This window comes from Rhizobium sp. AC44/96, from assembly GCF_001692185.1.
Lineage (GTDB): Bacteria > Pseudomonadota > Alphaproteobacteria > Rhizobiales > Rhizobiaceae > Rhizobium.
In genome coordinates this window covers 292,212-313,595 of sequence record NZ_LXKO01000037.1, presented here as the reverse complement: position 1 = coordinate 313,595, position 21,384 = coordinate 292,212, and the positions used below count along the sequence as shown (strand labels likewise).

The following is a 21,384-nucleotide window of genomic DNA, read 5'->3' as shown; positions in this document are numbered from 1 at the left end:
TCTTATTGTTTCGCAAGTGGGCCAGAACTGATGAAGAACGGATCAAAGCCGACAGCAGGCGAGTTGGCGGGGCTTCACCTTGAGCGTCTTGCTGCGATCGAAGCGGCGTCGGAACCGGTCTACGCCATCCCATCGGACTATCCCTCCGGCTATCACGTGAAGGCCCACAGCCACAGCCGCGCGCAGTTCGTCTATGCGCGCACCGGCGTGGTGATGGTCTCATCCCGGCAGGGGCGCTGGATGGTGCCGCCGGAGCATGCCTTGTGGATTCCGGCGGGCCTCGAACACACGGTCGATATGCTGGGCGACGTGACGATGCTGTCGGCCTACGTCGCGTCCAGCGCTCTGACTGAGCGTCCGACGGCCATACGCGTCGTGGCGCTCACCGACCTTGCCCGGGCACTGATCGTGGAAGCGGTCGTGCCGCCGGAAGAGGTGTGTAATCCGGTGCGGCATGGCCTGATCATGGCGCTGCTGCTGGAAGAGGTTCTGCGGCTTCCGGACCGACCGCTCGGTTTGCCGTTTCCCGCCGACCAGCGCCTGGCTGCGCTCTGTCGCGGCTTTATCGAAAATCCGAGCGCGCATCTGGTGATCGAGGACTGGGCCGAACGGATGGCGATGAGCCGGCGTGCATTTACCCGTGCTTTCAGAAGAGAGACTGGAATCAGCCTGTCGACGTGGCGGCAACAGGCGGCCGTCTTCACCGCTTTGCCACGTCTGGCTTCCGGCGAATCGGTTACTGCGGTTGCTCTCGATCTCGGCTACGAAAGCGCTGCGGCGTTCACGACGATGTTTCGGCGAATGCTGGGCGCGGCCCCACGCGCCTATTTCCGATCGCCGGACTAGAACTAAGCCGCATCCACCTCCGCAACCTTATTTTCAATATCGCTGGCCCGCGATTACGGGTGGTCGGATTCTAATTCTGTGCCTTTTCGAAATTCGATACACATTCGTTTGACATTCGAATTATTTTCGCTTTTAGTATCGCTACTTTCGCAATTGCGGTGTCGTGTTGCGTTGCGGCATTCTAGGGGGCATGGGGAAACGTGAGCGGTCAGATTCACGATCTTTTCGTTATCGGCGGCGGCATCAACGGATGCGGAATTGCGCGCGATGCTGTCGGTCGCGGTTATTCCGTCGCCCTTGCCGAGATGAACGATTTCGCTTCGGGCACCTCGTCCGGCGCGACCAAACTCATTCACGGCGGTCTGCGCTATCTCGAGCACTACGAGTTTCGGCTCGTGCGCGAATCGCTGATGGAGCGCGAGATTCTCTGGGCGATGGCGCCGCACATCATCTGGCCGATGCGCTTCGTGCTGCCTTACCACAAGGGCGGGATCCGGCCGGCTTGGCTGATCCGCCTTGGGCTGTTCCTCTATGACCACTTGGGCGGCCGCAAGCTGTTGCCGGCGACGAAGGTGCTCGACATGCGCCGCGATCCGGCCGGCAAGCCGTTGAAGTCGCTGTTCACCAAGGCATTCGAATATTCCGATGGCTGGGTCGATGATGCGCGGATGGTGGTGCTGAATGCCCGCGATGCGGCCGACAAGGGCGCGCTGATCATGCCGCGCACCAAGGTCGTCTCGGCGCGACGCGAGAATGGATTATGGGTGATCGAGACCGTCGACACGGTGACCGGGCAAACCGGGCGGTTCCAGGCGCGCATGCTGGTGAACGCTGCTGGCCCGTGGGTCGATCACGTCATTCGCGCCGCCTTCGGACAGAATGAGGCGCGGCACGTGCGACTGGTCCAGGGCAGCCATATCGTTGTGAAGAAGAAGTTCAGCGACCCCAGGGCCTATTTCTTCCAGAACCCCGACAACCGCATCATCTTCGCGATTCCCTACGAACAGGATTTCACACTGATCGGAACTACCGATCGCGACTACACGGCCGATCCGAAGGATGTGAAGATTTCCGACGAGGAAACGACCTATCTATGCAAGGCGGCGAGCGAATATTTCAACGAGCCGGTGCGGCCAGAGGATATCGTCTGGACCTACTCGGCGGTTCGTCCGCTGTTCGACGATGGCGCGTCGAAGGCGCAGGAGGCGACCCGCGACTATGTGCTGAAGATGGAAGGCGATGGCGGTCAGGCGCCGCTTCTCAACGTTTTCGGCGGCAAGCTGACCACCTATCGCCGCCTTTCAGAGCATGCGTTGGAGAAGATCGCCGTAGCGATCGGCAGTAAAGGCGCGCCGTGGACGGCAAAGAGCCATCTGCCGGGCGGGGATTTTCCGGCAACCGGATACGAGGACGAGGTCCGCAAGCTGAAGGGCAATTATGCCTTCCTCGCGGACGGGCACGCCCGGCGCCTTGTCCGGCGCTACGGGACGAAAGCCGCAATCTTATTGGGTCAGGCGCAGAGGATCGAGGATCTCGGACGCTGTTTCGGGAGCGACCTCTATGAGGCGGAAGTTCGCTACCTGATCGACCATGAATGGGCCAGGCACGCCGATGATGTGCTCTGGAGGAGAACGAAGGAAGGCCTGCGCCTGACCAAGGAGCAGGCTGGGTTATTGGAGGAGTACATCGCCGCGCTACCGGCTCAGATGGCCGGATAAGAAGCGGCATGTGGTCCCCGCTGTGAGGAGGCACGGGAACCGGAATGCTAGAATTGCGGAACGCCGCAAAGATGGTGGGCGCGGATTATCATATCCACGCAACCAGTCTTGCGTTTGAACGAGGCACGCTGAATGTGCTGCTGGGGCCGACGCTCTCCGGCAAGACGTCGCTGATGCGACTGATGGCCGGGCTCGATCGTCCGACAAGCGGCTCCATTCATTTCGACGGCGTCGACGTCACCGGCATGCCGGTGCAGAAGCGCAATGTTGCGATGGTGTACCAGCAGTTCATCAACTACCCCGCCTTCACCGTCTATGAGAATATTGCCTCGCCGATGCGCATCGCAGGCAAGGATGCCGCGACCATCGACCGCGAGGTGCGCAAGGCTGCCGACCTCATGCGGCTCACGCCCTATCTCGACCGTACACCGCTCAACCTTTCCGGCGGGCAGCAGCAGCGCACGGCGCTTGCCCGCGCGCTGGTGAAGAACGCCAGCCTTGTGCTGATGGACGAGCCGCTTGCCAACCTCGACTACAAGCTTCGCGAGGAGCTACGGGCAGAACTGCCGAAGATCTTCGCGCAATCGGGCGCCATCTTCGTCTATGCCACGACCGAGCCTTCGGAAGCGCTGCTCCTCGGCGGCAATACCGCGACGCTTTCGGAAGGCCGCGTCACGCAGTTCGGCCCGACCATCAGCGTCTACCGCAAGCCGCTGGACCTGATAACGGCCAAGACCTTTGCCGATCCGCCGCTCAACTTCATCGACGTCGTGAAGGCTGGCGGCGTTTTCCAGCGCCAGAACGCAGAGATTTTTGCCGTTCCAAGCCACCTTGCCGGCATGGCGGACGGGCCGGTGACGGTTGCTTTTCATCCACATCACCTCGGTCTTTCCGAGCAGACCCCAGGTGCGGTGCGGCTCAAGGCGCGCACGCAGCTTTCCGAAATCACCGGTTCCGAGAGCTTCGTCTATCTCGACTATGACGGGGTGCGCTGGGTGATGCTGGCCCACGGCATTCACGACATCGACCCGGATACGGACATCGATGTGTTTCTCGACGTGCGTCACCTGATGGCGTTCGACACTGACGGGCGCGCAATCGCGTCCGACGCAACGGCTTGAGGGGGCAGGACATGGCACGCATCACGCTCGACCACATCCGCCACGCCTACGGGCCGAACCCGACGTCCGACAAGGACTACGCGCTGCGCGAAGTCGACCACGAGTGGAACGACGGCGGCGCCTATGCGCTGCTTGGGCCCTCCGGTTGCGGGAAGACGACGCTGCTCAACATCATCTCCGGCCTGCTGCAACCATCGCATGGCCGCATCTTGTTCGACGGCAAGGACGTCACCAACCTAGCGACACAGGCGCGCAACATCGCGCAGGTGTTCCAGTTCCCTGTCATCTACGACACGATGACCGTCTACGACAATCTGGCCTTCCCGCTGCGCAACCGCGGCGTATCCGAGCCCGAGGTGGATCGTCGCGTTCGCGAAATTCTCGAGATGATCGATCTGTCGCCGATGGCGCGGCGAAAGGCGCAGGGGCTCACCGCCGACCAGAAGCAGAAGATCTCGCTCGGCCGGGGGCTGGTGCGCAGCGACGTTAACGCCATCCTGTTCGACGAGCCGCTGACGGTCATCGATCCGCATATGAAATGGGTGCTGCGCTCGCAGTTGAAGCGGCTGCACAAGCAGTTTGGTTTCACCATGGTTTATGTCACGCACGACCAGACGGAAGCGCTGACCTTCGCCGACAAGGTGGTGGTGATGTACGAGGGTGAGATCGTGCAGATTGGCACGCCATCCGAACTTTTCGAGCGGCCGAGCCATACGTTTGTCGGCTATTTCATCGGCTCGCCTGGCATGAACGTTCTGCCTGCGCAGATCGATGGCAATCGCGCGACCGTCGGCGGCGAGACCTTGTCGCTCGACTATGCGCCGAAGACCGCGGCGGGCGCCAAGACTGAGCTTGGCATCCGGCCTGAATTCATTCGCCTCGGGCGTGAGGGCATGCCCGTTACAATCAACCGCGTCGAGGATATCGGCCGGCAAAAGATCGTTCGTGCGACGTTCGAGGGGCAGCCGATCGCGATCGTCGTGACCGAGGATTCCGAGATCCCGGCAGAGGCGCGTGTGACGTTCGACCCCGCAGCCATCAACATCTATGCCAATTCCTGGCGCGTCGGCAGGGAGGGCTGAGCGATGAACAAGACCTGGAACAACAAGGCCTGGTTTCTCGTGCTGCCCGTGCTGGTGCTCGTCGCCTTCTCGGCGGTGATACCGCTGATGACCGTCGTCAACTATTCGGTGCAGGATACGTTCGGGAATAACGAGTTCTTCTGGGCGGGCACGGACTGGTTCGTACAGACGCTGCATTCCGACCGCTTCTGGGCGGCGCTGCAGCGGAACCTTGCCTTCTCGCTGATCATCTTGGCCCTGGAGATCCCGCTTGGCATCTTTATCGCCCTGAATATGCCTAAGAAGGGGCTGGGCGTGCCCGTCTGCCTGGTGCTGATGGCGCTGCCGCTGCTCATTCCGTGGAACGTCGTTGGCACGATCTGGCAGGTGTTTGGTCGCGTTGATATCGGTTTGCTCGGCCATACGCTGGAGGCAATCGGGCTGGACTACAACTATGTCCGCGATCCGCTCGATGCCTGGATCACCGTCATCGTCATGGACGTCTGGCACTGGACGAGCCTTGTGGTGCTGTTGTGCTACGCCGGCCTCGTATCGATCCCTGACGCCTATTATCAGGCGGCGAAGATCGACGGGGCGTCGCGCTGGTCGGTGTTCCGCTATATCCAGCTGCCGAAGATGAAGCGCGTGCTTCTGATCGCCGTGCTGTTGCGTTTCATGGACAGTTTCATGATCTATACCGAACCCTTCGTCGTCACTGGTGGCGGACCCGGCAATTCGACGACCTTCCTGTCGATCGATCTGGTGAAGATGGCCGTCGGGCAGTTCGACCTCGGTCCGGCAGCTGCGATGTCGATCATCTACTTCCTGATCATCCTGCTGCTGTCATGGATCTTCTACACCGTGATGACCATCGGTGACGAGAACGCGTGAGAAAGGAGAGGACAATGGCTCAATCCATGACACAGACAATGAAATACAAGCCTGCGGGTAACTTCTCCTGGGTCGTTTCGACTGTTTACATCATCTTCCTGCTGCTGCCGATCTACTGGCTGGTCAACATGAGCTTCAAGGAGAATGCCGAGATCACCGGCACCTTCTCGCTCTGGCCGCTCAATCCGACGCTCAGGAACTACACGATCATCTTCACCGATCCGTCGTGGTACAACGGCTACATCAACTCGATCACCTATGTTGTCATGAACACGGTGATCTCGGTGCTGGCAGCGCTGCCTGCGGCGTACGCCTTCTCGCGCTACCGGTTCCTGGGCGACAAACATCTGTTCTTCTGGCTGCTCACCAACCGCATGGCGCCGCCGGCCGTCTTTGCGCTGCCGTTCTTCCAGCTCTACTCGGCCTTCGGCCTGATCGACACCCATATCGCGGTCGCGCTGGCGCACTGCCTGTTCAACGTGCCCCTGGCGGTCTGGATCCTCGAAGGCTTCATGTCCGGCGTGCCGAAGGAGATCGACGAGACGGCCTATATCGACGGCTACTCTTTCCCGCGTTTCTTCGTCCGCATCTTCATGCCGCTTGTGGCATCGGGGATCGGGGTGGCGGCCTTCTTCTGCTTCATGTTCTCGTGGGTGGAGCTGCTGCTTGCCCGCACGCTGACGACCACCGCGGCCAAGCCGATCTCGGCGATCATGACGCGCACGGTTTCGGCCTCGGGGATGGACTGGGGCGTGCTGGCGGCTGCCGGCGTGCTTACCATCATTCCCGGCGCGCTCGTCATCTATTTCGTCCGCAACTATATCGCCAAGGGCTTCGCGCTCGGCCGCGTCTAAAGGGGAGACCAGACATGAACTTTTCCTGGATGGCGTGGACGCTGCCGACCGCATTGTTTTTCCTGACGATTCTCCTGCTCCTGATCGGCATGAGCATCTGGGAATATCTGGCGCCGGGCGGCTCCCCGCGTGTGGGGGTCTTGAGGTTCGAGACCACGCGGGGAGATCGGCTCTTCATATCGCTGCTGGGGGCAGCGTTCATTCATCTCGCATGGTTGGGCCTTGTTGGTCCCAACCTGTGGTGGGCTCTTGGCCTTGCCGTAGTCTACGCCATCGGCGTGTTCCGCTACGTCTAGGACAGGAAAATACAGATGGCCGGGGGTACTGGCCGCCTGACGTGAAAACTGCAATCGCAAACCCTGGGAGGATATTATGCGACGGCATCTACTAGCGACGACAGCAGGCATCCTGCTGGCCATGGCGGGTTCCGCCTATGCCGGCATGGACGAGGCAAAAACATTTCTGGACAAGGAAGTCGGCGATCTCTCGACGCTTTCCCGTGGGGACCAGGAAAAGGAAATGCAGTGGTTCATCGATGCGGCGAAGCCTTTCGCCGGCATGGATATCAAGGTCGTTTCCGAGACGCTGACGACTCACGAATATGAATCGAAGGTGCTGGCGCCGGCGTTCACGGCAATCACCGGCATCAAGATCACGCACGACCTGATCGGCGAAGGTGACGTCGTCGAAAAACTGCAAACACAGATGCAGTCGGGCGAGAACATCTATGACGCCTATGTCAACGACTCGGACCTGATCGGCACCCATTGGCGCTACCAGCAGGCCCGCTCGCTGACCGACTGGATGGCGAACGAAGGCAAGGATGTCACCAACCCGGGACTCGACATCAACGACTTCATCGGCACCAAGTTCACGACCGCGCCGGACAAGAAGCTGTACCAGCTTCCCGACCAGCAGTTCGCGAACCTCTACTGGTTCCGGTACGACTGGTTCAACGACGAGAAGAACAAGGCGGACTTCAAGGCGAAGTACGGCTACGATCTCGGCGTTCCGGTCAACTGGTCTGCCTATGAGGACATCGCCGAGTTCTTCACCGGCCGTGAAGTCAACGGCAAGAAGGTCTTCGGCCATATGGACTACGGCAAGAAGGACCCTTCGCTCGGATGGCGCTTCACCGATGCCTGGCTGTCGATGGCCGGCAACGGCGATAAGGGCCTTCCGAACGGTCTGCCTGTCGACGAATGGGGTATCAAGGTCGACGAGAACTCGCGTCCCGTCGGTTCGTGCGTTGCCCGTGGCGGCGATACCAACGGTCCGGCTTCCGTCTACTCGATCCAGAAGTATCTGGATTGGTTGAAGGCCTATGCACCGCCGGCAGCGCAGGGCATGAACTTCTCCGAATCCGGCCCCGTGCCGGCGCAGGGCGAAGTGGCTCAGCAGATCTTCTGGTACACCGCCTTTACAGCTGATGCCGTAAAGCCCGGCCTGCCAGTGGTCAACGAGGACGGCACGCCGAAGTGGCGCATGGCGCCCAGCCCGCACGGCGTCTACTGGAAGGACGGCATGAAGCTCGGCTATCAGGACGTCGGTTCCTGGACGCTGATGAAGTCGACGCCTGACGATCGCGCCAAGGCCGCATGGCTCTATGCGCAGTTCGTGACCTCGAAGACGGTCGACGTGAAGAAGAGCCATGTCGGTCTCACCTTCATTCGTGAATCCACCATTCGCGACAAGAGCTTCACGGAGCGCGCTCCGAAGCTTGGCGGTCTGATCGAGTTCTATCGCTCGCCGGCCCGCGTCCAGTGGTCGCCGACCGGCACCAACGTTCCTGACTATCCGAAGCTGGCACAGCTCTGGTGGCAGGCCGTCGGCGATGCGTCCTCCGGCGCCAAGACCGCCCAGGAAGCCATGGATTCGCTTTGCGCCGAGCAGGAAAAGGTCCTGCAGCGCCTGGAGCGCGCCAAGGTGCAGGGCGATATTGGTCCAAAGCTCGCCGAGGAGCATGATCTCGAATACTGGAACAAGGACGCGGTCGCCAAGGGCAACCTCGCTCCCCAGCTGAAGATCGAGAACGAAAAGGAAAAGCCGGTCACCGTCAACTACGACGAACTGGTCAAGAGTTGGCAGTCCAACTAACGGGCTGCCTTGGCCGGGGCACCAGCCCCGGCCAATCCGCTGTTACGGGTTCATCTTCCGCTTTCGGCACCAAAATTTCCGAAAATACATCGCATGGCCCGGCGCGAGAGCGGCGGGCAGGGCATACCTTTGCACTCGAGGACGGTAATGAGCGGCTATATTCTCGCGATCGATCAAGGCACGACATCATCGCGCGCGATCATTTTCGACGCCAACATGCGCCTGATCGCGTCGGCTCAAGAGGAGATCGGACAGCATTATCCGCAGCCCGGCTGGGTCGAGCACGATCCGCTTGAGATATGGGAGACGGTGGTCAGCACCGCGCGGCAGGCGATTGCGAACTCCGGCATTGCGGCAGGCGACATCGCTGCGATCGGCATTACAAACCAGCGCGAGACAACGGTTGTCTGGGATCGCAAGACGGGCAAGCCGCTCCATAACGCGATCGTATGGCAAGACAGGCGTACCGCTGAAATCTGCGACAGCCTGAAGGTCGATGGCTATGAAAGGCTGTTTGGCGCGAAGACGGGGCTGCTGCTCGACCCTTATTTCTCGGGAACCAAACTGCGCTGGCTTCTCGACAACGTGCAAGGCCTGCGCGAACGCGCGGAGGCAGGTCAGGTGTGCTTCGGCACCATCGACAGCTGGTTGATCTTCAACCTTACAGGCGGTCGAGCGCATGTGACCGATGCGACCAATGCATCGAGGACCTTGCTCTACAACATAAGCGAAGGGCGCTGGGACGAAGAGCTTCTCGGCGTCTTGCGTATTCCGGTGGGGGTGCTGCCTGAGGTCAAGGATTGTGCCGATGTGTTCGGTGTAACCGATGCGGCACTGTTCGGCGCCTCCATTTCAATTCTCGGGGTGGCTGGCGACCAGCAGGCAGCGACGATCGGCAACGCATGCTTCGACCGCGGCATGATGAAATCCACCTATGGCACCGGTTGCTTTGCGCTGCTGAACACGGGTCAGGATCGCGTAACCTCGTCCAACCGGATGCTGACCACAATTGCCTATCGCCTGAAGGGACGGATCACCTACGCATTGGAAGGGTCGATCTTCATTGCTGGCGCTGCCGTGCAGTGGCTCAGAGATGGCCTCGGTATCATTTCCGATGCCTCACAGAGCGGCACGCTGGCGCTTCAGGCAGATCCCACCCAGCAGGTCTACGTCGTGCCCGCCTTTACCGGTCTGGGTGCACCCTACTGGGATCCGGAGGCCAGAGGTGCCATCTTCGGTCTCACGCGCAATAGCGGCCCGTCCGAACTCGCCCATGCCGTGCTGGAATCCGTCGCTTATCAGACATTCGATCTGTTGGTCGCGATGCGCAGGGACTGGGGCGACCACCATATCGAAACGGTGTTGCGGGTGGACGGCGGCATGGCGCGGTCGGATTGGACCATGCAGCGCCTTGCCGACATCGTGGCCAATCCCGTGGACCGTTCCGCAGAACTGGAGACCACGGCGTTGGGCGCGGCATGGCTTGCCGGGTCGCAGGCGGGCGTCTGGCCCGATCAGGAGCAGTTTTCGAAAGCCTGGGCTTCCAGCGCGCGGTTTCGACCGACGATGGAGGAGGGCGAGCGGCAGAGAAAGATCGCCGGCTGGCGCGATGCGATCTCGCGCACGCTCTCAGGGCCTCAACATCGGGGCTGACGCCTCCGACGCGGCTGGGTACGCATTCTGAGCCGTTCAGGCCGGCGTTCTGACGTCCGAACCGGCCAGCAGCGACAGCTGGCTTGCTGTTTTCTGTAGCATGATGATGGTCTGGCTGATGTCGGGGGCGGACGGGGCGTTAACAAGCGCGATGTAGGGACAGGTGAGGGCGGCTATGCCCCGCCCGTCCGGCCCGAGGATTGGCGCCGACAGGTTATAGACACCGGCCGTCTGGGCGCTTGCCATCATTTCGTAGCCGCGCTCGCGAATCTGGTCGAGCCGTTCTGAGAAGTCCGCACCGAGATCAACGTCCTTGCGATTGCGGGCGTGCTCGGCAATCATCATCTCGCGCTCTTCTTCGCTTCGAAATGCCAGCAGGACGTGGCCCGATCCCGTATCGAGCAGGCTGATATGCGAGCCGACGCGGATCGATATTCCCCAGTAGTCCGGCGCCTCGTGCTGTGCGATGACGACAACTGATCCTCTGTCGAAAACGGCGAGGTGGTTTGCCTGTTTGGTGTTTTGCGCCAGTTCGCGCATGAGTGGGGTCGCAAACGAAGCGAGTCGCCTGGTCGGTGCATGCAACTGGGAGAGCCCGAAGAGCTTCAGTGTGAGCGTGAAGCGATCGCCTTCCAGCTTGGTGACGTAGCCACGGCGCACGAGGCGATCGAGCATGCGGTAGAATTCGTTGGGGCTTCGGTCGAGGCGCTTGGCGATGTCTGCCTGGGTCAGACCTTCCTCGACGCTCGCCAGGAGCTCCAGGATATCGAGCCCCTTATCAAGCGCGGGAGCGCGGTAGCGATCGGTGTCGTCGGCTTCCATCAAGCTCTCCTGTAAATATCTCCTTACATATACGAATGATGGCGCGGCGAAAGAAGAAACTTCCACTTGACCGTTTACCTCAAGTGGCGCCTGTATATAAAAAGATAAATCACTGGTGAGTGGCTGCCGCTCGACCTTGAGCGCTGAAGGTGCAATCGGCCTTCGCCGCGTACCGTCTGCCGGGAGGCCGGCGCAACCTTTATCGAGAGTGTCATGACCCGCATCACCGATCTTCGCGTCTTCGATCTTCGCTTTCCGACGTCGCAGAGCCTTGATGGCTCCGATGCGATGAACCCGGATCCCGATTACTCGGCAGCTTACGTCATTCTGGAGACGGATCAGGCGGGCCTTGAGGGGCACGGGCTGACTTTTACCATCGGTCGCGGCAATGACATCTGCTGCATGGCGATTGAAGCAATGCGCCATTTGATCGTCGGCGCCGATCTCTCGGATATCCTCGCGCATCCCGGCAAGTTCTGGCGGCACCTTACCAGTGACAGCCAGCTTCGGTGGATCGGTCCGGAGAAAGGCGCAATGCATCTGGCGACCGGCGCCGTCGTCAACGCGACCTGGGATCTGCTCGCCAAGCTGGCCGGAAAGCCGGTCTGGCGGCTGGTTGCGGAAATGACGCCGGAAGAGATCGCCGACATCGTCGACTACCGGTATCTGACGGACGTGTTGAACCGCGACGAGGCCGTGGAAATCCTGGGCCGGGCGGAGCCCGGCAAGGCGGCGCGCATCGCGACGCTCGAGCGGGAAGGCTACGCCTGCTACACGACATCCGCCGGTTGGCTGGGCTACGATGATGAAAAGCTCACACGGCTATGCCGGGAAGCGATCGATGCAGGGTTCAACCACATCAAGATGAAGGTCGGTCGCGATCTCGACGACGATATCCGCCGGCTCAGGATTGCCCGCGATGTGATCGGACCGGACCGTTATCTGATGATTGATGCCAACCAGGTTTGGGAGGTGGGGCAGGCGATCGAGTGGGTTCGCCAGCTCGCCTTCGCCAAGCCTTTCTTCATCGAAGAGCCCACAAGCCCGGACGATGTGGCCGGGCATCGCAAGATTCGGCAGTCGATCGGGCCTGTGAAGGTTGCCACCGGCGAGATGTGCCAGAACCGCATCATGTTCAAGCAGTTCATCGCGGAAGGCGCGATCGATATCGTCCAGATCGATTCCTGCCGAATGGGCGGGTTGAACGAGGTGCTGGCTGTCCTGCTGATTGCCGCGAAGTTCGATTTGCCGGTGTGGCCGCATGCCGGAGGCGTCGGGCTCTGCGAATACGTCCAGCATCTGTCGATGATCGACTACGTGGCCGTATCCGGTACCAAGGATGGCCGTGTGATCGAATATGTCGATCATCTGCATGAGCACTTCCTCGATCCCTGCGTCATCAAGAATGCCGCCTATATGCCGCCTCAGCGTCCGGGCTTTTCCATCGAGATGAAGCCGGCATCGATCGCGCAGTACACTTTCCAGAAATAGTGATGGTCGACGGCGATTTTCTTGCGCGCTATGCTCCCCGGTATTGCGAATGGGAGGTCATTCATGTTTTTAAGCGACGACAAGATTAGCGAAATCAAATATTTTCGGCATAATCTTCACAAATCGCCTGAAATCTCGGGAGAGGAGGCGGAAACCGCCCGGAAGGTTGAGGCGGCGCTTGCTGCGACGCATCCGGACCGCATCGTCTCGGGGCTTGGTGGCCATGGTCTGGCGGCGGTGTTCGCCGGTGCCGCCGACGGGCCGACTGTTCTGATCCGTGCCGAACTCGACGGGCTTCCCATCGAGGAAATTTCCGATCTGCCTTATCGTTCGTCTGTTTCTGGGAAGGGGCATCTCTGCGGACATGATGGCCACATGGCTATCCTCCTGGCTGTCGCCACCGGGCTCGGCGCGCAGCGTCCGGCGAAGGGGCGGGTCGTGCTGTTGTTCCAGCCGGCCGAGGAAAACGGCGCGGGTGCAGCCGCGGTTCTTGCCGATCCGAAATTCGCCGAGGTGAAGCCGGATCTATCCGTATCGCTTCACAACTTCCCGGGCGCGCGACGCGGACATGTGCTGCTGAGGGAAGGGCCGGTCAATTGCGCTTCGCGCGGCATGAAGATCGTGCTGGACGGCAAGACGTCCCACGCCTCCTATCCCGAAGATGGCATCGCGCCGACGTTTGCCATGGCCCGGCTGGTCGCCAGCCTGACGGCCCTTGCGAGCAACGGCGGGCTCGACGCCGACTATGCGCTCGTTACGGTAACGCACGCCCGGCTTGGGGAGCCTGCGTTCGGCATCAGCCCCGGCAGAGCGGAAATCTGGGCGACGTTACGCACCTTGACCGACGAAAAGATGGAGGAGCTGGCCAGGCGCGCGGAAGAATTGGTGCGGGCAGAAGCGCAAGCCGAACGTCTGCAAGTATCGATCAGCTACGAGGATGTTTTCAGGCAGTGCCACAATTCGCCCGAAGCCGTCGCGGAGCTGCGACGCGCTCTGGATGACGAGGGGGTAAGCCACGACAGTGCCGCCGGCATATTGCCGATGAAGGCGTCGGAGGATTTCGGGCTGTTTCGGACGGTTGCGCCTTCAGCGATGTTTTTTCTCGGCGCAGGCGAGCGTCATCCGCAATTGCATAATCCGGACTATGATTTTCCCGATGAACTGATCGAGGTTGGGGGCCGCATCTTCATGCGCGTTGTCAGGAATATTCTGGGTTGATCGCGTTTGTCGGCCGCGTCGCGGCCGCAATACGCCTAAAGAATCGGTTGTGTATTTGATGTCAGGTAGGAAACTGATGCGGACTTGGGTAGCCTGGAACGGCTTCCGCCTATCAGAAGGCGAGACCGATGGTAGTACCGTCGCGATCTGATCTTTTATCATTCTTGCACCGCATCCACGGTCGTCGCTGGATGAAGGGCTCGTTGCTGGTGCTTCTCGGCCTTATCGTGGCCGGCTCCAGCAGCACGACGCCGCCGATGATGAGCGTCGAGGAATTCGACGCTCTTTATGCCGATCCCTTGCCCAATCCTGTGAGGCCGATGCATGTCTTCCATCTGGGACATAGCCTCGTTGGCCGGGACATGCCGGCCATGCTCGCGCAGCTGGCCCCCAAGGGGCACCGTTATGAAAGCCAGCTCGGCTGGGGCACGACCCTTCAGGCGCAATGGGGCCCAAAGGAGGGTATCAACGGCTTCGATACGGAGAACCGACATCCGCGCTACCGCGATGTTCGCGATGCGCTGAAGAGCGGCGAGTACGATGCTTTTGTCATGACCGAAATGGCGGGTATCGAAGCATCGATCCGCTACTACGAGAGCCGCGACTATGTCGAGCGCTGGGCCGCCCTGGCGAGACAGGGAAGAAGCGATATTCGCGTCTATCTCTATGAAACCTGGCGTTCGCTTGACGACCCGGAGGGGTGGCTGGAGCGCCTGGACCTTGATCCCGGCCAATACTGGGAGGGAGAAATCCTTCGCAGGGCGCTGTGGCCGGCAGGGCAGAAGCCTCAGATCTACGTGATACCGGCCGGCCGCGTCATGGCGAAGGTCGTGCGTGAGATCGAAGCGGGCAAGGTCCCCGGTCTTGCAAGGCGGGAAGACCTCTTCGCGGTCGATCGGCTGGGCAAGCAGGACATGATCCACCTCAATGATGTCGGCACCTATCTGGTTGCCCTGACGCATTATGCGGTGCTTTATGAATGCAGCCCCGAGGGACTTCCCTATCAGCTTCGGCGCGGCGATGGCACACCTGCCGCCGCGCCAAATGCGGAGGCGGCCCGCCTCTTTCAGGAGGCCGTCTGGGATGTCGTGACCAGGATACCGCAGACCGGCGTTCCCCAGGCAGGTGCCGGCCCATCGGAAGATCCGGCGACCTGCAGGGCGAAGCTCACGGCATTGCAATAGCCGATCGGGTCTCTGGACAGCCGATCTGGCGTGCAACAACGCTGCGCGCCTTTCCTTGCGGGCAATCCCGGAGGCCGGATTTAAAGGGCGAGTTTTATCGACACCCGGCGGAAATTGGACGATACTCATGGCAGCGGACCGGCTGGCTGCACCGCTATCGCCTACATGCCCGCATCATACGCTCTTTATCAAAATGCGATGGGATTATCATGTTTGCTCAAGACATTATGAATACGAACGTTACCACGATCAGCTCTGACAGCAGCGTGCATCAGGCGATCGACCTGATGGTTGCAAAGGATATCAGCGGTCTTCCGGTCGTTGATAACGACGGCATTCTCTGCGGCGTCCTGACCGAAGGCGATCTGCTGCGCCGCATCGAGCTTGGAAGCGGCAGAGCCAACGGCAAGTCCGAAGAAAAGTCGCTTGTGGACTTCGACGAGTACATTCGAAGCCACAGCTGGCGCGTGTCCGACCTGATGTCGGCAAATGTGGTGAGCGTAGCGCCGGACGCACCCGCCGCCGCCGTTGCCGAACTCATGTTCGAGCACAAGATCAAGCGCGTTCCCGTCGTCTCCGGCAAACGTCTGGTGGGGGTCGTCAGCCGGGTTGATCTGCTGAAGGGCATCGTCGGAGCGCCGACCAGCAGCGTCGCCAAAGGGGACGAGGCGCTTGCCCGTGCAATTCGGGCGCGATTGCACTCCGATCTTGGCCTTGATGTCAGCGAGATCACGGTTTCCGTTCAGGATTCCCGAGTTGCCGTGGAAGGAAAGGTGGCGAGCGAGCTCGAACGCCGTGCCATCCGGGTTCTCGTTGAAAATGTGCGGGGCGTCAGTGGCTTCATCGACAAGCTGAATGTCGCCGCTTAACTTTCGTCAGGTTTATCTTTGGGCGTCCGTGGTTTGACCATGGGCGCCTTTTGCTCGGAACAATCCATGCTTGCGCTCAAAAATTCGCGAGCGGGATGCATTTCTGCTTTCCGGCGAGGGCAGGTAGTTCTATTTAGAAGCGGCGCTATTCGGGCGCGATCGGGCGCGACCTTTCCTGTCTACGTCGCTCGAATGCTTTGCATTTCACACTGGCAATTTGATGACGACAGCAGAGACGAGCGAGACGATTGACGATGCGCAAAGCGCTCGTCGGGCGAAGATTGTGGCACTGGTCGTTGCCGTATCCTTCTTCATGCAGATCCTCGACGGAACGATCGTCACGACATCGCTGCCGCAGATGGCAGCCAGCTTCGGTGTGCTGCCGGTATCCATGAGCATCGGCATTACCGTCTACATGCTGACGATGGCGGCGTTCATTCCGCTGGCCGGCTGGCTGGGTGACCGTTACGGCGCAAGACGCGTTTTCATGGCATCCATCGCCGTCTTCACGATCGCCTCGCTTTTCTGCGGTCTTTCGGAAAATCTGACACAATTTATCGTCGCCCGTGCCATCCAGGGCGCTGGTAGCGCGCTGATGACGCCTGTCGGCCGTATCATCGTCTTGAAGAATGCCCGCAAATCGGAGTTGGTGCAGGCGATCGCGCTGATCACCTGGCCGGCACTGACGGCGCCGGTGATCGGACCTCTGGTCGGCAGTTTCATCACGACCTATGCAAGTTGGCACTGGAATTTCCTGATCAACCTTCCGATCGGCGCATTTGGGATGGCGCTCGTCTGGCGCTTCGTGCCGAAGGGGCGCGAGGAAGAGGTTGGCAGGCTCGATCTGCCGGGGTTCTTCCTGAGTGCGCTGGGGCTGACGCTGCTGCTGGCCGCCCTGGAACTCTCCGTGAAGTGGCATGGCGGATTGCTGCCGGTGCTGACAATGCTGGCGATGGGCGCGGTGCTCTCGTTCATGGCGACGCGCCACTTTTTGACGGTCCCCAACCCGCTGCTCGATCTCTCTGCCTTCACGATCCAGACATATGCCATCGCGACGCTTTCTGCGGGAACGGCGAGCCGGGTGGCAATCAATGCCACGCCGTTTCTGCTGCCGCTGCTGTTTCAGCTCGGCTTCGGTCTGAGCTCCATTGAAGCCGGCGCCTATCTGCTGGTCTATTTTCTCGGCAATCTCGGCATGAAGGCGGTGACCACGCCGCTCCTGGCGAGGTTGGGTTTCAGAACCGTGCTCTGCTTCAACGGCCTGATTGCGGCTTTGTCCATTGCCGCCTGCGGTTTCGTCGCGCCGGATACACCGCGCGCCATCATTTACGTCTTGCTGTTCGTCGCAGGTCTGTCGCGCTCGATGGAGTTCACGGCGCTCAACACGCTCGCGTTTGCCGACATCAACCCGGCACAACGGAGCTCAGCCTCGACGCTATCCAGCATGCTGCAGCAGGTGTCCATGCTGCTCGGCGTTGCGATCGCTGCAGCCGTGCTGAACGTTTCTGTCGCGCTGCGGGGACATGAAAATCCTGATCTTCTCGATTTTCGTTGGGCGTTCCTGGTGATCGGCGCGATCGGCGTGGTGTCATCGATGCGGTTCCTGCGACTGCCGCCGGAGGCGGGCGCCGAGGTTTCAGGACATCGCATCGCCAGGTAGGGCCGCTTATTTGCGGCTTGCAATGCCTTGTCGGGACTGAATAATGACCGGGCGCGGTCTGGCTTCTCGTCTTTCGCCTTCCTGTCGCCTTTCTTTCCGATAAAAAGCTGGAGTTTGATTTAAACTCGACAACCCAGGCGGGGATGCTTTGCGGCTCACACTTGTTCTTCTTCGGACGGTTCTCTTTCTGGCGCTGACATCGGTGGGCGCTGCTGTCGTGCATGCGCAGACGGCACCGGTGGTTCAGCAGCAGACCGAGGCACCGGCGCCGCTGGCGAACACGGCGATCGAGGATGCCGCCAAAGCCATCGATAAGGCGAAGAACGAGCTCGCCTCTCTCCAGAACGGGGTGAAGGAGAACGGCAGCGACGACGATGCGCTCGTCGCGCTCGCTGGCAAGGCCGATCAGCTTGGCCGTTCGGTTGCCGGCGTGTCGGCTGCGGGGAAGCCTCGGCTCGACCAGATAAAGGCTCGACTGACGGAGCTTGGCGAACCACCCAAGGAGGGGCAGCCGCCCGAAGCCGATATCGTAACGAATGAGAGAAATGCGCTGACATCGGAACGCGCGCAGATCAACGCGGTGACCGGCGACGCGGAGAACATTTCGGCCGCGATAAGCAAGCTTGGCAACGAGATCGCCGAGATCCGTCGCGAGCTTTTCGCGGCAACCCTGCTGCGCCGAACAGATGTTTCCGCTTCGGTCCTTCAGGATGCGGCGAGCGCGTTTGTCGAGGAAGTAACGGAGTTCGGCCAGGCGCTGACTAGTTGGCTGACCTTCGTCCTGAAGTTCAAGGCGCTGGCCTTCTTCGCGGCGATCTTCATGTCGCTGGCGACCGCACTCATCCTGCTTTCAGGCGGTTATCGTCTTTTTGGCAATTACCTTCAGCGTAAGGAAAGCGCCACGCCGCCGTCCTATATCAGCCGGCTTTCGATCGCGTTCTGGTCGACGTTGATCCGCACGCTGTCGCTGGCCGCGTTGCTGGTTACGTCCTACTTCTTCCTCGATAGTTTCAACGTTCTCAGACCTGATATAGCGCCGGTCGTCGGAGCGCTGTTCGGTTCGATCGGGCTGGTCTATTTCGTTAGGCGTTTCTCGAATGCGGTGTTTGCACCGGGTGAGCCGCACTGGCGCCTGGTGAAGCTGTCCAACCGCGGCGCGACCTCGATCGGCGCCTGCCTGCTTGCGATGGCCGTGGTTCACGCGGCCGACTACTTCCTCGGAAGCATCAGCGAGGCGATGGGCTCGCCGCTCGTGCTGACGGTCGTCAGGAGCCTGATCGCTGCCTTGATCATCGGGTTGATCATGATCGCGGCGTCTTTCGGCAGGCCCATGCTTGCGCGCAACGGTGATCCGGATGCGCCCGGCCGTCATTGGCCGCGGGGAATGGCCATCATTCTGCGCGTTCTGGGTGCCGCGCTGATCGTGGCGGCACTGACCGGCTACGTCGGTCTGGCGCGATTTGTCGCCTCGCAGCTCATCATTACCGGTGCCATTGTCGTCACGACCTATATCGGGCTGCTCTCCGGGCGGGCGATTTCGCGCACGGAAACCTTCGGTGAAACCGGCTTTGGGCGCTTTTTGGCGAAAAAGTTCAAGCTCGGACCGGTCGCGATCGATCAGGTGGCGTTGCTCGTCGGTTTCTGCATTTACGGCGTTGCGCTTATGGTCGGCATTCCGCTGATCCTGCTTTTGTGGGGATTCCACGTGCAGGATCTGCAGCTCATCGCCTACCGGCTGTTCACAGAGGTCAGGCTCGGCGGCATCAGCATTTCACTGGTCGGGATCTTTACGGGGATCCTGCTTTTCGCCGGCGGCTATCTCTTTACTCGCTGGATCCAGCGTTGGCTCGACAGCAATGTCATGGCGCGTAGCCATGTCGATCTCGGGGTGCGCAATTCCGTCAAGACGGGCATCGGCTATCTCGGTGTCGGCGTGGCGGCGCTGATCGGCGTTTCCGCAGCCGGCATCGATCTGTCGAGCTTCGCGCTCGTGGCTTCCGCGCTCTCCGTCGGTATCGGTTTCGGCCTGCAGAACATCGTGTCGAACTTCGTTTCGGGCTTGATCCTGCTCGTCGAACGTCCCTTCAAGGTCGGCGACCACGTTGTGTCAGGGACGGCCGAAGGGATCGTGAAGCGCATCTCCGTTCGCGCCACCGAAATCGAGACCTTCCGCAAGCAGTCGATCATCGTGCCGAACTCGGAGCTGATCAACGCCTCGGTCGGCAACTGGACCCATCGCAACCGGATGGCTCGTTCTGAGATTCCTGTGTCCGTCAGCTACCATGCGGACCCTCAGAAGGTGATGGATATTCTGCTGGAGCTGGTCAATGCAGTGCCGTTGGTGCTGCGCAACCCGGAGCCGCATGTGGAGTTCCTGCGGTTCGGCACCTATTCGCTCGACTTCGAATTGCGCTTCATGCTCGCGGACATGGGCGACGGAATGAAGATCCGCAACGATCTGCGCATCGCCATTCTGAAGCGCTTCAGGGAAGAGGGGATCGACATCCCGCTTCCGCAAAGCGACATCGTCTTTCATCGCCCCCAGGATACCTTCAAGGCAGAACCTCTGCCTCCGGAACCGGAAGCAAAGCCGGAGGAAACCTCCAGCGACGACGGTGTCGAGGAGGACGGCAGGGTGCGCCGCCTGCGCGGCAAGTCGGCAGATGGTGCTCTCAAGGGGTAACCGCTCCAGCTGCTTCACCATGCACGCTGCTGTGCGAAGGAAGGCACCAAGCTTAAGATCAAGATCCTCGGCACGACCTACAATGCCACGGTCGTTGGCGAGAGCTCTTCGATCCCGACAATGCGGCCTTGCGCGCATAGTCTTTTAAGTATGTTTGCAGGAAAGTCAGGGCGGTCCGCGTGGTCGCCCTTTTGTTCATCTGTGAGGAGCTGCCGATTAATACTTATTCAAACTGCTTGAGATACCGATTCCGATAACAGCTCATGTTTCATGCAAAAGGTTTTGAAATGGCTTTTTTGGGTATTTCGGGGATGCAGTATTCCGGGGGCATGTTTGCTGACGCACGCATCATTCTCGCTGAAGATTCAAACGTCTTCACGTCGATGATCGGAATAAGGCTCAAGGAACTCTTCGGCATCGATGTGGAGATTTGCCGCAACTTCGAAGAGCTTCAGCTTTCCTACGACAAGTCGACGGATCCGATCACGCTCGCCGTTTCGAACATCAACCTGCCCGGCGCCGAAAATGGCGAGGCGCTCGAATATCTGATCGATCTCAGCATTCCGACGATCGTCTTTACCGGCACGTTCCAGGAGGGAATGCGCGACAAGTTGATGGCGAAGGACATCGTCGACTACATCCTCAAGGATAACGTCTTCGCGGTCGATCTGCTGGCGGAATCGATCTGCCGCTTCCTCACCAATCATCGCCACCATGTGCTCATCGTTGACGATAGCGCTACCGCTCGCGCGCTCCTGTCGAGCCGCCTGAAGCGCTACAATTTCCGGGTCAGTACGGCCGAGAGCGGCGCCAAGGCGCTCGAAATCCTCAAGGCCAATCGCGATATCGGCCTGATGGTCACGGACTACAACATGCCCGATATCGACGGCTTCGAGCTGACGCGACGTATTCGCGCCAATATCGGTTCGCACGAGTTGCGGATCATCGGCGTATCCTCCTCTTCGAACCGGCTGCTGTCGGCACGCTTCCTCAAGGCCGGCGGCAACGACTTCATGCTGCGGCCCTTCATCGACGAGGAATTCTACTGCCGCGTGAACCAGAACCTCGACACGCTGTTGCAGATCCAGACCATGCGCAAGGAACGCGCCGTCGCCTGATCCGGCTCGCGCCGCACTAGAGATACGGCAAGCGACTCGGATAATCTTGTCGCTTGCCGCCAGTTGCTTTCGCTCGGTGTGATCATCGCGCGAGATTC

Annotated in this window: 17 protein-coding genes; 16 read left to right on the top strand and 1 reads right to left on the bottom strand. The window is 60.4% G+C overall.

Translation table 11 applies throughout. The features are described from left to right. The first annotated feature begins 30 nt into the window (after positions 1-30). From A6U87_RS25270 to glpK, 9 genes are all read left to right on the top strand, one after another. Positions 31-846, top strand: coding sequence for a helix-turn-helix domain-containing protein (locus A6U87_RS25270; protein WP_065694065.1), 816 nt, complete (start codon positions 31-33; stop codon positions 844-846). A 200-nt stretch (positions 847-1,046) separates the two neighbouring features. Continuing rightward, entirely contained in the window at positions 1,047-2,564 is a 1,518-nt protein-coding gene (gene glpD / locus A6U87_RS25265) for a glycerol-3-phosphate dehydrogenase (protein WP_065694064.1), read from the top strand. A gap of 44 nt (positions 2,565-2,608) precedes the next feature. Then, complete coding sequence (locus A6U87_RS25260) at positions 2,609-3,685, top strand: ABC transporter ATP-binding protein (protein WP_065694063.1); 1,077 nt, start codon at positions 2,609-2,611, stop codon at positions 3,683-3,685. Between the two features lie 11 nt (positions 3,686-3,696). Then, on the top strand, positions 3,697-4,767 hold the full coding sequence (locus A6U87_RS25255) for an ABC transporter ATP-binding protein (RefSeq protein ID WP_065694062.1): 1,071 nt from the start codon (positions 3,697-3,699) through the stop codon (positions 4,765-4,767). Positions 4,768-4,770: 3 nt separating this feature from the next. After that, on the top strand, positions 4,771-5,637 hold the full coding sequence (locus A6U87_RS25250; protein ID WP_065694061.1) for a carbohydrate ABC transporter permease: 867 nt from the start codon (positions 4,771-4,773) through the stop codon (positions 5,635-5,637). Between the two features lie 26 nt (positions 5,638-5,663). Continuing rightward, the gene (locus A6U87_RS25245) at positions 5,664-6,491 is read left to right on the top strand and encodes a carbohydrate ABC transporter permease (protein WP_056537139.1); all 828 of its coding nucleotides are present in this window, start codon (positions 5,664-5,666) and stop codon (positions 6,489-6,491) included. Between the two features lie 14 nt (positions 6,492-6,505). After that, the gene (locus A6U87_RS25240; protein ID WP_065694060.1) at positions 6,506-6,787 is read left to right on the top strand and encodes a DUF2160 domain-containing protein; all 282 of its coding nucleotides are present in this window, start codon (positions 6,506-6,508) and stop codon (positions 6,785-6,787) included. A 76-nt stretch (positions 6,788-6,863) separates the two neighbouring features. Next, positions 6,864-8,588, top strand: coding sequence for an ABC transporter substrate-binding protein (locus A6U87_RS25235; RefSeq protein ID WP_065694059.1), 1,725 nt, complete (start codon positions 6,864-6,866; stop codon positions 8,586-8,588). 147 nt (positions 8,589-8,735) lie between these two features. Beyond that, positions 8,736-10,241, top strand: a complete 1,506-nt coding sequence (gene glpK / locus A6U87_RS25230; RefSeq protein ID WP_065694058.1) for a glycerol kinase GlpK — start codon at positions 8,736-8,738, stop codon at positions 10,239-10,241. Positions 10,242-10,277: 36 nt separating this feature from the next. Here glpK and A6U87_RS25225 read toward each other — a convergent pair whose 3' ends face one another. Further along, positions 10,278-11,063 carry an IclR family transcriptional regulator gene (locus tag A6U87_RS25225; protein ID WP_065694057.1) on the bottom strand — a complete coding sequence of 262 codons (786 nt, stop codon included), beginning with the start codon at positions 11,061-11,063 and terminating at the stop codon, positions 10,278-10,280. 213 nt (positions 11,064-11,276) lie between these two features. Between A6U87_RS25225 and A6U87_RS25220 the strand changes: the two genes are divergently transcribed. From A6U87_RS25220 to A6U87_RS25190, 7 genes are all read left to right on the top strand, one after another. Beyond that, on the top strand, positions 11,277-12,554 hold the full coding sequence (locus tag A6U87_RS25220; RefSeq protein WP_065694056.1) for an L-fuconate dehydratase: 1,278 nt from the start codon (positions 11,277-11,279) through the stop codon (positions 12,552-12,554). A 63-nt stretch (positions 12,555-12,617) separates the two neighbouring features. Beyond that, positions 12,618-13,772: an amidohydrolase gene (locus tag A6U87_RS25215; protein WP_065694055.1), complete on the top strand. Its 1,155-nt coding sequence runs from the start codon at positions 12,618-12,620 to the stop codon at positions 13,770-13,772. Between the two features lie 128 nt (positions 13,773-13,900). Next, positions 13,901-14,956, top strand: a complete 1,056-nt coding sequence (locus A6U87_RS25210; RefSeq protein ID WP_198928760.1) for a hypothetical protein — start codon at positions 13,901-13,903, stop codon at positions 14,954-14,956. A gap of 227 nt (positions 14,957-15,183) precedes the next feature. Further along, positions 15,184-15,825, top strand: coding sequence for a CBS domain-containing protein (locus tag A6U87_RS25205; protein WP_244499567.1), 642 nt, complete (start codon positions 15,184-15,186; stop codon positions 15,823-15,825). A 220-nt stretch (positions 15,826-16,045) separates the two neighbouring features. Then, positions 16,046-17,485 (top strand): MFS transporter, encoded by a 1,440-nt coding sequence (locus tag A6U87_RS25200; protein WP_065694052.1) that lies wholly within the window; start codon positions 16,046-16,048, stop codon positions 17,483-17,485. Between the two features lie 148 nt (positions 17,486-17,633). Next, positions 17,634-20,168 carry a mechanosensitive ion channel family protein gene (locus tag A6U87_RS25195; protein ID WP_065694051.1) on the top strand — a complete coding sequence of 845 codons (2,535 nt, stop codon included), beginning with the start codon at positions 17,634-17,636 and terminating at the stop codon, positions 20,166-20,168. Positions 20,169-20,455: 287 nt separating this feature from the next. Then, positions 20,456-21,286 (top strand): response regulator, encoded by an 831-nt coding sequence (locus A6U87_RS25190; RefSeq protein WP_065694107.1) that lies wholly within the window; start codon positions 20,456-20,458, stop codon positions 21,284-21,286. Positions 21,287-21,384: the final 98 nt, after the last annotated feature.